Annotated in this window: 12 protein-coding genes; 2 read left to right on the top strand and 10 right to left on the bottom strand. The window is 64.2% G+C overall.

Going from position 1 to position 12320, the window contains the following annotated elements:
* Positions 1–69: 69 nt before the first annotated feature.
* From rimO to L6Q67_RS19465, 8 genes are all read right to left on the bottom strand, one after another.
* Positions 70–1398 carry a 30S ribosomal protein S12 methylthiotransferase RimO gene (rimO, locus tag L6Q67_RS19425; protein WP_296573461.1) on the bottom strand — a complete coding sequence of 443 codons (1329 nt, stop codon included), beginning with the start codon at positions 1396–1398 and terminating at the stop codon, positions 70–72.
* A gap of 65 nt (positions 1399–1463) precedes the next feature.
* Positions 1464–2069 (bottom strand): polyhydroxyalkanoate synthesis repressor PhaR, encoded by a 606-nt coding sequence (phaR, locus tag L6Q67_RS19430; RefSeq protein ID WP_296573464.1) that lies wholly within the window; start codon positions 2067–2069, stop codon positions 1464–1466.
* A gap of 294 nt (positions 2070–2363) precedes the next feature.
* The gene (gene phbB / locus L6Q67_RS19435; RefSeq protein WP_296573466.1) at positions 2364–3104 is read right to left on the bottom strand and encodes an acetoacetyl-CoA reductase; all 741 of its coding nucleotides are present in this window, start codon (positions 3102–3104) and stop codon (positions 2364–2366) included.
* A gap of 39 nt (positions 3105–3143) precedes the next feature.
* A complete protein-coding gene (gene phbB, locus L6Q67_RS19440; protein WP_296573475.1) occupies positions 3144–3884 on the bottom strand; it encodes an acetoacetyl-CoA reductase in 741 nt (246 codons plus the stop codon).
* 141 nt (positions 3885–4025) lie between these two features.
* Complete coding sequence (locus tag L6Q67_RS19445; protein WP_296573479.1) at positions 4026–5765, bottom strand: class I poly(R)-hydroxyalkanoic acid synthase; 1740 nt, start codon at positions 5763–5765, stop codon at positions 4026–4028.
* Between the two features lie 256 nt (positions 5766–6021).
* Positions 6022–6840: a ZIP family metal transporter gene (locus L6Q67_RS19455; RefSeq protein ID WP_296573483.1), complete on the bottom strand. Its 819-nt coding sequence runs from the start codon at positions 6838–6840 to the stop codon at positions 6022–6024.
* Between the two features lie 58 nt (positions 6841–6898).
* Positions 6899–7630, bottom strand: a complete 732-nt coding sequence (pgeF, locus tag L6Q67_RS19460; protein WP_296573486.1) for a peptidoglycan editing factor PgeF — start codon at positions 7628–7630, stop codon at positions 6899–6901.
* Positions 7627–8592, bottom strand: coding sequence for an RluA family pseudouridine synthase (locus L6Q67_RS19465; protein WP_296573489.1), 966 nt, complete (start codon positions 8590–8592; stop codon positions 7627–7629). Before L6Q67_RS19465 ends, pgeF begins: the two co-directional genes overlap by 4 nt.
* A gap of 10 nt (positions 8593–8602) precedes the next feature.
* Between L6Q67_RS19465 and L6Q67_RS19470 the strand changes: the two genes are divergently transcribed.
* Both L6Q67_RS19470 and L6Q67_RS19475 read left to right on the top strand, forming a co-directional pair.
* Positions 8603–9406 (top strand): outer membrane protein assembly factor BamD, encoded by an 804-nt coding sequence (locus L6Q67_RS19470; RefSeq protein WP_296573492.1) that lies wholly within the window; start codon positions 8603–8605, stop codon positions 9404–9406.
* 15 nt (positions 9407–9421) lie between these two features.
* On the top strand, positions 9422–9943 hold the full coding sequence (locus L6Q67_RS19475) for a DUF2946 family protein (protein WP_296573495.1): 522 nt from the start codon (positions 9422–9424) through the stop codon (positions 9941–9943).
* A 134-nt stretch (positions 9944–10077) separates the two neighbouring features.
* Here the strand turns inward: L6Q67_RS19475 and L6Q67_RS19480 are convergent, their stop codons facing one another.
* The gene (locus L6Q67_RS19480) at positions 10078–11517 is read right to left on the bottom strand and encodes a mannose-1-phosphate guanylyltransferase/mannose-6-phosphate isomerase (protein ID WP_296573496.1); all 1440 of its coding nucleotides are present in this window, start codon (positions 11515–11517) and stop codon (positions 10078–10080) included.
* A 100-nt stretch (positions 11518–11617) separates the two neighbouring features.
* Entirely contained in the window at positions 11618–12238 is a 621-nt protein-coding gene (yihA, locus tag L6Q67_RS19485; protein WP_296573500.1) for a ribosome biogenesis GTP-binding protein YihA/YsxC, read from the bottom strand.
* Positions 12239–12320: the final 82 nt, after the last annotated feature.

Below are 12320 nucleotides of genomic sequence, written 5' to 3' on the forward strand. Positions count from 1 at the left end.
TACCGTTGATCGGAGTCTGCGGGCGACTAAAGTCGCCCCTACGGGTTCGCACATCCCTGGCAGTCGCGCTTACAGCGGCTCGGCGTAGAGGTCGTGCACGTCGCAGTCGGTGATGCGGACGCGGGCGAATTCGCCGGGCTCGAGGTTTTCGCCGGCGGGGATGATGACCAGGCCGTCGATCTCGGGGGCGTCGCCCGGGGAACGGGCCAGGGCGCCCTCCTCGTCGATCTCGTCCACCAGCACGGTCATCTCGCGACCGATGAAACGTTCGAGGCGTTCGGTGGAGATGTCTTCCTGGAACTCCATGAGCTGGATGCGACGCTCTTCGCGGATCTCCTCGGGCACGGCACCGGGCAGTTCGTTGGCGGTGGCACCCTCGACGGGCGAGTAAGCAAAGGCGCCCACGCGGTCGAGCTTGGCTTCTTCGAGGAACTGCAGGAGTTCTTCGAAATCCTGGTCGGTCTCGCCGGGGAAGCCGGTGATGAAGGTGGAGCGGATGGTGAGGTCGGGACAGATCTCGCGCCAGCGGCGCACGCGCTCGAGGTTGTTCTCGGCACTGGCGGGGCGCTTCATGGCCTTGAGGATGCGCGGGCTGGCGTGCTGGAAGGGCACGTCGAGGTAGGGCAGGATCTTGCCGTCGGCCATCAGCGGGATGATGTCGTCCACGCTGGGGTAGGGATACACGTAGTGCAGGCGCACCCACACGCCGAGCTCGCTGAGGCCCTTGCACAGGTCGTAGAGCTTGGTGCGCATGGGCTTGCCGCCCCAGAAGCCGGTGCGGTACTTGGTGTCGACGCCGTAGGCGGAGGTGTCCTGGGAGACGACCAGCAGTTCCTTGACGCCCGCCTTGACGAGGTTTTCGGCCTCACGCATCACGTCGCCGATGGGCCGGCTGACCAGGTCGCCGCGCATCGACGGGATGATGCAGAAGGTGCAGCGGTGGTTGCAGCCTTCGGAGATCTTGAGATAAGCGTAGTGGTCGGGGGTGAGCTTGATGCCCTGGGGCGGGATCAGGTCGATGAACGGGTCGTGGGGCTTGGGCAGGTGCTTGTGCACCTCCTGCATGACCTGCTCGGTGGCGTGGGGGCCAGTGACGGCGAGCACCTGGGGGTGCGCGGCCATGACCACGTCGTCCTTGGCGCCCAGACAGCCGGTAACGATGACTTTGCCGTTTTCGGCGAGGGCTTCGCCGATGGCGTCGAGGGACTCTTCAACCGCGGCGTCGATGAAGCCGCAGGTGTTGACGACCACGAGGTCGGAGCCTTCGTAGGAGGGAGAGATCTCGTAGCCTTCGGAGCGCAGGCGGGTGAGGATGTGCTCGGAGTCGACGAGGGCCTTCGGGCAACCTAGGCTGACGAATCCGACCTTGGGGGCCGCGGCGAGCTTGGATTGGGTCATGCGTTCAAAACCTGTGGGGATAAAGTGCAAGGGCCGCGTCGTTTGCGCGGCCCCGTGAGTCTATTTTATTTCTTGGGAGTGACTGGCGGTTCCGAGTCGGGATCCGCCACAGAACTCTTTTCGCCGCCCATGCCCGGCGGAAAACCGGGGAAGGTGAAGCCCGAGAAGAGATTGCGGGTCTGGCTGTCCAGCTGCTCCTGCATCTGGGTGTACATCTTCTTGCTCTGCTCCATGTAGGCACCCATCATGCTCTGCATGGCGGGACCCTGGAAGTTCAGAAACTGGGCCCACAGGTCTTGGTTGACGGTGGCGTTTTCGCCGTACACCGAGCGGACCTGATCCTGGAGCTTGGCCTGCATGTCGGTGAAGGCCTTGATGTTGTTCTCGAGATACTTGCCCATCATCCCCTGCATGGCATTGCCATAGAAGCGGATCATCTGGGAAAGGAGGTCGCTGGTGAACATCGGGGCGCCGCCAGCTTCCTCTTCGAGGATGATCTGCAGCAGGATGTTGCGGGTGAGGTCTTCGCCGCTCTTGGCGTCGACGACCTGGAAGATACCGTGTTCAAGGACGAGTTCCTTCACGTCTGCGAGCGTGATGTAGGAGCTGGTCTGGGTGTCGTAAAGGCGGCGGTTCGGGTACTTTTTTATCAGGCGAATCTGATCGGCCATTCGTGTCTTCTCCTCGGCGATGGAGTTCGCCGCCGGGGATTATACTGCGGTGCGCAAAAAAAAACCCTGTCCCGCTACGGGCTTAGCGTGACAGGTGTTGCAGGATGATGCAGGGGGCCGCGGACTGTTGGGCCGAGAGGGCGGCTGAAGTCACCCCTACAGGTGGTGCGATGGCTGAATGCCATCCAGGGTTGTCAGGGTTTGTAGGGGCGACTTCAGTCGCCCTCCCCTGCCTACCCCAAAAACAAAACCCCGCCGGAGCGGGGTTTTGCGTGATGCGTGCTGCAGCTGCAATTACTGGTAGTACAGACCGCCGTTCACGTTCAGGGTGGCGCCAGTGACGTAGCCAGCCAGATCGGAGGACAGGTAGACGACGGCAGCGCCGATTTCTTCCGGCTTGCCAAGACGCTTGACGGGCACGGTGTCGATGATGGCGTTGCGGACTTCTTCCTTGATGGCCATGACCATGTCGGTGCCGATGTAGCCCGGGGCAATGGCGTTACAGGTAACGCCCTTGGTGGCCAGCTCGGCGGCCAGGGCCTTGGTGAAGCCGATGACACCGGCCTTGGCGGCGGAGTAGTTGGTCTGACCAGCTTGACCCTTGACGCCGTTCACCGAGGAGATGTTGATGATGCGGCCAAAGCCACGCTCTGCCATCTTGGGAGAGATGGAGTGGGTGACGTTGAACAGGCTGGTGAGGTTGGTCGCGATGACCGCGTCCCACTGACCCTTTTCCATCTTCGGGAAGAACTTGTCGCGGGTGATGCCGGCGTTGTTCACCAGGATGTCGATCGGGCCGACTTCGGCGGCGATGGCCTCAACGGCTGCCTTGCACTGCTCGTAGTCGGAGACGTCGAACCCGTACAGCGGGATATCGAGGCCTTCCGCCTTGCGGGCTTCAACCCATGCGTCCTTGGCGGGATCGCCCGGGAAGAAGTTGCCCACCACGCGGACACCTGCGGCAGCGAGGGATTTGCAGATCGCAGTGCCGAGACCACCAACTGCGCCAGTAACAAGAGCGATGCGTTGAGTCATTTCACTTTCCTTTTGTTGCAGTGCCAGAGAGAGTGGCGATTAGAACATATGCTGACCGCCGTTGATAGAGATGTTGGCGCCAGTCACGAAGGCAGCCTCGTCGGACGAAAGGTAGGCAATCAGGCCGGCGATTTCTTCGGGCTTGCCGAGACGGCTCATCGGGATCTGCGGAAGGATCTTGCTTTCAAGGACTTCCTGCGGAATGGCGAGAACCATCTTGGTGCCGATGTAGCCCGGGGAGATGGTGTTGACCGTCACGCCGGACTTGGCCACTTCGAGGGCCAGGGACTTGGTGAAACCGTGCATGCCGGCCTTGGCAGCCGCATAGTTGGTCTGACCGAAGGCGCCCTTGATGCCGTTGAGGGAGGACACGTTGATGATGCGGCCCCACTTGCGTTCGACCATGCCGTCCATGACCTGCTTGGTCATGTTGAAGACGCTGTCGAGGTTGGTGTGCATGACGGCGTCCCAGTCGGCCTTGGTCATGCGCTTGAAGGTCATGTCGCGGGTGATGCCGGCGTTGTTGACCAGCACATCCACGGGGCCGATCTCTGCGGTGACCTGCTCGACGCAGGCCTTGGCGGAGTCGAAATCACCCACGTCACAGGGGTAGGCCTTGAAGCCGTAGCCCATGTTGTTCATGGCCTGCAGCCATTCGGCTGCCTTTTGATTGCCGGGCGAGTGGGTGGTGACCACCTTGTAGCCGAGTGCGGCCAGCTTGATGCAGATGGACTCGCCGAGACCGCCCATACCACCAGTTACCAGTGCTACACGTGCCATGTTTCTCCCTCCTTGTTCGTGATTTATGCGGGGGTGACTTGAACGCCGGCAGCGCCCCCGTTGTTGTCTCGCCGCCAGCGCGTTTCTTCTTGTTTATGGTGTGCTTTCCGGCGCAGTCCAGGCTGCGCCGGAGGGTGCAACTCAGGCCTTTTCCTTGACGTAGCGGCCAGGCGCCGCTTCGATGACCTTGTATTTGGTGTTGCCGGGCTTGTTGCGGGCAGCCACCTGGGTGCCGCTGCGCGTCTTGAGCCATTCGATCCAGTGCAGCCACCAGCTGCCCTTTTGCTCGGCGGCGGTTTCAAGCCACTCCTCGGGCACGGATGCCTGGGAGTCGCTGGTCCAGTAGCTGCGGCGGTTCTTGGAGGCCGGGTTGATGGCGCCGGCAATGTGACCGCTGGCGCCGAGCACAAAGGTGGTTTCGCCGCCGAGGATCTGACGCACCAGGTAGGCGCTGGTCCAGGGGACGATGTGATCTTCGCGGGTGGCGAGCAGGTAGGCAGGCAGGTCGACCTTGCCCATGTCCACCTTGACGCCGAGCATTTCGAGCTTGCCGGGCACCCGCAGGTTGTTCTCGAGGTACATGTTGCGCAGGTACCAGGCGAGGAAGGGGCCGGAGAGGTTGGTGCTGTCGGAGTTCCAGTAGAGCAGATCGAAAGCCTCGGGCTGCTTGCCCTTGAGGTAGTTGCCCACCACGTATTGCCAGATGAGGTCGTTGGCGCGCAGGCTGGAGAAGACTTGGGCCAGCTCGCGGCCCATCAGCAGGCCACCCTTGCCGATGGCGGCTTCGCGGGCGGCGACGGAGGCTTCGTCCACCAGGCAGCCGATCTCGCCGGCGTCGGCGAAATCGAGCAGGGTGGTCATGAGGGTGAGGCTCTCGGCCGGGTCTTCACCCTTGGCGCGGAGCACCGCCAGCGAGGACGAAAGGATGGTGCCGCCGACGCAGAAGCCGAGGACGTTGGGCTTGTCCACCTTGGTGACTTCGCGGACCACCTGCAGGGCGGTGATGGGGCCTTTCTCGAGGTAGTCGTCCCAGCCGAAGTGGGCTTCTTCTGCCTTGGCGTTCTTCCAGGAGACGAGGAAGACGGTGAAGCCCTGTTCGACGATGAAGCGCACCAGCGAGTTGGCCGGCTGCAGATCCATGATGTAGAACTTGTTGATGCAGGGCGGCACGATCAGCAGCGGGGTCTTGTAGACCTTCTCGGTGAGCGGTGCGTACTGGATCAGCTGGATGAGCTCGTTTTCGTAGATGACGGAACCGGGCGTGGTGGCCAGATTGCGGCCGATCTCGAAGGCCGAGTCGTCGGTCATGGAGATGCGCCCCTTCTCCATGTCACCGATCAGGTTCTTGATGCCCTGGGTGATGCTCTCGCCCTTGGTGGCGAGGGCCGTCTGGATGAACTCGGGGTTGGTGGCCGCGAAGTTGGACGGGGCCAGGGCATCGATGTACTGGCGGGTCAGGAACTGCATGCGTGCCTTGCTGCGGCCGTCGGCCACTGGCAGGGCATCGGACACCTTGGCGAGGTAGTCGGCGTTGAGCAGGTAGGCCTGGCGGATGTAGTCGTACACCGGGCTGGACGACCATTCGGGCGCGGCAAAGCGGCGGTCACCGGGCTGGGGCTGGACCAGCGGCTCGACGGCTTCGCCGGGCCGGGCCTGGGCCATGGTCGTCCATAGGCGGGCGTGGGCTTCGGCGAGCTCCTTTTGAAGCCGGGCGAGCTCCTGGGTTTCCGGCAGGGGAATCTGCGGCGCCGTGGCGGGTGCCACCTGCTGGATGGCAGCGTTCTGCTTGCCGAGGAAATCAAAGAAACCTTCAGCCAACGACTGGCCGAACTTGAACATGCCCTGTAGTGCCTCTGCAGACTGCTCCGGTGTTACAGACATCCACCTCTCCTTGTAGTGTGCCTCTTGCAACGATGCGGTGCGGACGACTCGGACCGACACCTTTCCCCGGCCCGCCTTGCGGCCTTGTAGAATCCGGGGAATGTATATCGTTGCTATCGCTTGGATTTATGTCGCCCTGCTCGCCACGGTAGCCGAAACTACGGTGGTCGGCGGGATTCTGACTTTTTTGTTGTATGGCCTTGCGCCGCTCTCCCTGTTTTTATGGCTTTTCGGCACGCCGGCCCGTCGTCGTCGCTCAGCCCAGCGCTCGCTCCGCGAGGGGATGGGCCAGAACGATGGAAGCGATACCGGCGGCGATCAATAATACCTGTTGGGCGGTGGCACGCAATTCAGTCCGTTTATGCAAACCCGGAATGAGATCGGCCACGGCGACATAAATCATACTCGCGGCGGCCAGGGCGAGAAACACCGGCACCAAGGACTGCACGTGGGACAGCGCGAAGTAGGCGAGGATGCCCCCGACCAGGGTGGCCAGGCTGGACAGCAGGTTGAAGACCAGGGCCTTGGTGCGGCTGTAGCCGGAGTGCAGCAGGATCAGGAAATCACCGGCTTCCTGGGGGATTTCATGGGCGATGATGGCCATCGCGGTGACGATGCCCAGAGGCGTGCTTTCTACGAAGGCGGCGGCAATGAGCACGCCATCGACGAAGTTGTGGAAGGTGTCCCCCACGAGGATGAGCAGGCCACTGCGGCCGTGGTCGTGCCCGGCGGCTTCCGCATGCCCATGATGGCCCTGAGCGTGCCCGTGGTGGTCGTGACCATGCCCGTGACACCCCTCGTCATGGCAGTGACGCCATAGAACGAGCTTTTCCAGCACGAAGAAAATGAGAATGCCGGCCAGGATGTTCATGGCGGCACGCTCGGGGCTTTCGGCGGCTTCGATGGCGTGGGGCAGGACTTCCAGGAAGGCTGCGCCCAGCAGGGCGCCGATGGCGTAGCTGATGAGGGTTGGCACCCAGGTGGGGCGGGCGGCCCAGGACAGCGCCGCAGCCACCAGCACACTGAGCAGCCCCCCGGCAAAACTCATTACGACAATCCAGGCAAGGGGGGTCATGGGCATTTGATGATCAAAAGGGCCGCGCAGTATAACGCCGGAGACTCGCCAGGGCCGGTCAGTCCAGCCAGATGAGGGAGGCCATGCGGCCCGTTACGCCGTCGCGACGGTAGGAGAAGAAGCGCACCGGATCGGCCACCGTGCATGCATCGCCACCGTGAATGCTCGTCACGCCGGCACGTGCCAGGCGCTGGCGGGCCAGCAGGTAGATGTCGGCCAGCCATTTGTGCTGATTGGCGGAAGGCCGAAACGCCGCTTCGGCTGCCGGATCATGCCCCATGAAGGCCGCCCGGACCTCACCCCCGACCTCGAAGGCCGCGGGACCGATGGCCGGGCCGAGCCAGGCCATCAACTGGCCTGGCGGCACGCCCATCGCCTCCACGGTCGCTTCGACCACGCCTTCAAAGAGACCCCGCCAGCCGGCATGGGCGGCCGCCACAACCGTCCCCGCCCGGTCGCAGAGCAGGACGGGCAGGCAGTCGGCGGTCATGACCACACAGACCCGCCCCGTTTCGCGGGTGAAGGCGGCATCGGCATCGGGCACGCCTTCCCCTGCAACGGCGTCCACCACCGTGGTTCCATGCACCTGATTGAGCCAGCACGGCTCGGCAGGCAGGGCCTGGCGCAGGATGGCCCGATTGGCGGCGACCCGGGCGGGGTCGTCACCCACATGGGTGCCGAGATTGAGGGTGTCGTAGGGTGCCGTGCCAAGCCCGCCTGCGCGGGTGGTGGACAGGGTGCGGACGCGGGCTGGGGCGGGCCAGTCGGGATGGATCCAGGAATCGCTCATGGGGTGGAGCTGCTGCGCAAAAGAGCCAGCAGGCCTTCAAAATCTTCGGGCAAGGCGGTTTCCCAGCGACATTGCTCGCCGGTACGGGGGTGGATGAGGCCCAGCTGCCAGGCGTGCAGGGCCTGGCGCGGAAAGGCGTCGAGACGCGGATCGGCGCTGCGGGCCTTGCCATAGGTGGCGTCGCCGATCAGGGGATGGCCAATGTGGGCCATGTGCACCCGGATCTGGTGGGTGCGACCGGTGGCGAGCTCGCATTCGACCAGGGTGGCACGGGCAAAGCGCTCGATGACGCGGTAGCGGGTCAGAGCCTCGCGACCGCCGGGAACGACGGCCATTTTTGTGCGCTGCACCGGGTGACGGCCGATGGGGGCGTTCACCTCGCCGCTCTCCCCGGGCTGACCATGGACGAGGGCCAGATAGTGGCGCTTGACGCTGCGGGCCTGGAGCTGGCGGACCAGATCGGTCTGGGCTTCAAGCGTCCGGGCCACCACCAGGAGGCCGCTGGTGTCCTTGTCGAGACGATGGACGATGCCGGCCCGGGGCAGCTCACGGAAGCCCTTGTGGCGGAACAGCAGGGCATTGAGCAGGGTGCCGGACCAGTTGCCGCTGCCCGGATGCACCACCAGCCCCACCGGCTTGTCGATGACCAGCACGGTGTCGTCCTCGTGGATCACCCGGAGCGGGATGTCCTCGGCCTGCTCGGCCAGCATGGCCTCGGAGGGCTCGGGGCTGACCAGCACGGTTTCGCCCCCCCATACCTTGGCCTTGGAATCCGGCGAGGCCCCGTTGATGAGGATCCGCCCGGACTTCAGCCAGGCCTGCAGGCGACTGCGGGAATGTTCGGGAAACAGGCGAGCGAGGGCCTGGTCGGCACGAAGGCCGGCACAGTCGTCAGGAATAGACTCGCGCTGCGGAGAAGGGGAAGGGACGGCTGGGCTATAATCGCTCCAGTCTTCTTCCAAAGAGTTTTCAATGGCGCATTTCACCCTGCGTAGTTTAACGCTTGCCGGCTTCCTTCTGCTCGCTGGCTGTAGCGGCCTGCCCGACCAGATCGACGAAACGAACGGCTGGAGCGCCCAGAAGCTCTACTCGGAAGCCAAGGAGTCCATGTCGGATGGCGCCTGGGACCGGGCCATCAAGATGTTCGAGAAGCTGGAGGCGCGCTACCCCTACGGTCGCTACGCCCAGCAGTCCCAGCTCGAAGTGGCTTACGCGTACTACAAGTCCAACGAGCCGGCCTCGGCCATCGCGGCGTGCGAGCGCTTCATCAAGCTGCACCCGAACCATCCGAACGTCGACTACGCCTTCTACCTGAAGGGCCTGGCCAACTTCAACGAAGACCTGGGCCTGCTCGGTTCCCTGGCCAACCAGGATCTCTCCGAGCGGGACACCAAGGCGGCCCACGCGTCGTTCAACACCTTCAAGGAACTGGTGCAGCGCTTCCCGGAGAGCAAGTACGCCCCCGACGCAACCCTGCGCATGCGCTACCTCGTGAATGCGCTGGCATCCCACGAAGTGCATGTGGCGCGTTACTACCAGCGGCGCGGCGCCTACCTGGCCGCGGCCAACCGGGCCCAGACGGTGATCAAGGATTTCCCCCAGTCGCCGGCCACCGAGGAAGCCCTGTTCCTGATGATCCAGAGCTACGACGCCCTCAAGCTCACCGAGCTGCGGGATGACGCCGAGCGGGTGCTGCGCACCAATTTCCCGAAGAGCACCTATCTGACGGCAGGCGCCCCCACCGAGCGCAAGGCCGCCTGGTGGAAGCTCTGGTAAGCGAGCCCCACGATCATGGATGAGGCCGTTCGCCTGGCCCTGGCCAAATGGCCGAACGTGCCCTCATGTACCGGCTGGCTGCGCCTCAGCCGCCGGGGTGAGTGGCGGGTGCCGGAAGGGCCGATCCGCCATGCCGGGCTGAACGCGTTCATCGGGCGCAATTACCTGGCCACGGCAGACGGACGCTGGTTCTTCCAGAACGGGCCGCAGCAGGTATTCGTGAGCCTCGACTACACGCCCGTGATCCTGCGCCTGGCCAACGACACGCAGCTTGAAACCCACACCGGCCTACCGGCAGACACCGTGAGCGAAGCCTGGCTGGATGAGGATGGCAGCCTTCTGCTGGGCAGCGAACACGGGATCGCACTGCTCGACGACCGGGATCTGGCCGCCTTCTGCACCCGGCTGGAAGGGGATCTGGAAACGCCGGACGCCCCCGTGAGCCTGAACTGGGCAGGCTGCCGTATTCCGGTGGGGCGGATTGCCCGGGCCGATGTAGCAAGCCGCTTCGGGTTCATCCCTGAGCCGAGCCTCTGAGGCTCAGAAGTTCAACGGCCATCACGGCGTCTCCGTGGGGTCGGATTCATTCGACCCCACGGGTTTTCCAGTCACATTCGGTGCAATTGACTCGCCCCTCCGTCTCACCCGTCGGATGATCCGGCAGGCGACGCTCAGCCCCGCCCGTATTTGTCTTCGAAGCGGACGATGTCATCCTCGCCCAGATAGCCGCCCGACTGCACTTCGATGATCTCGAGGGGCAGCTTTCCGGGGTTGGCGAGGCGATGGACGTGCCCCAGCGGGATGTAGGTGGACTCGTTTTCGCCCAGCAGGAAGGTCTTCTCGCCGTTGGTGACTTCAGCCGTACCCTTCACGACGATCCAGTGCTCGGCCCGGTGGTGGTGCATCTGCAGGCTCAGGCGGGCGCCCGGATTGACGACGATACGCTTGACCTGGAAGCGCGCCCCGCTGTCGATGGAGTCATACCAACCCCACGGACGATGGATCTTGCGGTGGGCCGAGGCCTGACTGCGACTGCCGGCCTTGAGGGCGGCAACGATCTGCTTGACGTTCTGGGTCTTGTCCTTGCGGGCCACCAGCACGGCGTCGGGGGTTTCGACGATCACCGCGTCGTCGAGGCCGACGCAGGCCACCATGCGGTCCTGGGCATAGACGAGGGTGTTGCGGCTGTCCTCGAAGAGCACGTCCCCCCGGGCCACGTTGCCGCTGGCGTCCTTGTCGGCGATCTGCCACAGGGCATCCCAGGCTCCGACGTCGGACCAGCCGGCCGCCATCGGCACGACGCAGCCGGCAATGCCCAGCCCTTCGGCGGCCGACAGTTTTTCCATCACCGCATAGTCGATGGAATCCGACGGGCAGGACTGGAAGAGGGCCTTGTCCACACGCACGAAATCGGCGTCCCGCGAGCCGCCTTCCCAGGCCGCCAGGCAGGCCTGGGACATGGCTGGCTGGAGCTGCGCCATGGCCTTCAGCCAGACGCTCGCCCGCACCATGAACAGGCCGCTGTTCCAAAGATATTCGCCGCTATCGAGGTAGCGCTGGGCGGTGGCCGCATCGGGCTTTTCGACAAAGGCGGCAATGGCCTTGCTGCCATCGGCACGCTCGGCGCCGCAGCGGATGTAGCCATAGCCGGTCTCGGCATGGGTCGGCACGATGCCGAAGGTGACGATGCCGCCTTCCAGCGCCGCCGGGATGCCCGCATCGATGGCCTTCTGAAAACCTGCCAGGTCCGGAATCACGTGATCGGCGGGCATTACCAGCAGCACCGGGTCGGCCTCCCGCGCGGCCAGGGCCGCCAGAGTCAGGGCCGGGGCGGTGTTGCGGCCGATGGGCTCGAGGACGATGTCACGGCTGGCACGCCCGACGGCACGGAGCTGCTCGGCGGTAACGAAGCGGTATTCCTCGTTGCACACGACGATGGGCGCCGCCGCCACCGGCAGACGCCCGCCAAAACCGGCGAGACGGCCGGCCGTGGCCTGCAGCATGGTCTCCTCCCCCACCAGGGCGAGGAGCTGCTTGGGGTACTGTTCGCGGGACAGGGGCCACAGGCGCGTGCCGGAGCCGCCGGAAAGAATGACGGGCTGGAGTTCCATGATGGGTCGGATTGAAAGCGTAAAAAGAGGTTTGGTGCGTGCAGTGCACAATGACTTCTTTTTACCACAAACCCACGGGATTCAAACCGTCGTCATGGGGTCAGGCCGTGACCGTTTCGGCACCGTCGGACGGGGAAAGCCAGGCGCCGACCACCCGCTCGGCCTCCTCAATGCCGGTTTTCTTGAGGCTGGAGAACAGCTGCACGGTGACCTGCTCTCCCAGAGGGGCGAGCTCCTTGCGCACCGCAGCCAGCGTGGCCGCCTGCTCGGAACGGGTGAGCTTGTCGCTCTTGGTGAGCAGCACGTGGATGGGCCTGCCGCTGGGGGCAAACCAGCCGATCATGACCCGGTCACGATCCTTCAGGGGATGACGGGAATCCATGATCAGGACCAGCCCGACGAGATTCGGACGGCGGGTGAGGTAGTCCTCCAGCAGACGCTGCCACTGGAGGCGGATGGCCTCGGGCACCTCGGCATAGCCGTAACCAGGCAGATCCACCAGCACCGCGCCATTGCGCAGGCGGAAGAAGTTGATCAGCTGGGTGCGCCCGGGCGTCTTCGACACGAAGGCCAGCCGGACATGGTCGCACAGGGTGTTGATGGCGCTGGATTTGCCGGCATTGGAGCGGCCGGCGAAGGCAACCTCGGGACCAGCCGGGGGCGGCAGGCCGTTGGGCTTGGCAACGGAAATCTCGAACTGGGCGTTACGGAACAGGGACATGAGGAGGCTTCGGCATGCGCGGCGCACGCTATTGCATCGCGCAAATGACTGGAATTGCTATAGAATAGCAGGTTTGAGACAT

This window comes from Zoogloea sp., from assembly GCF_023150065.1.
Lineage (GTDB): Bacteria > Pseudomonadota > Gammaproteobacteria > Burkholderiales > Rhodocyclaceae > Zoogloea.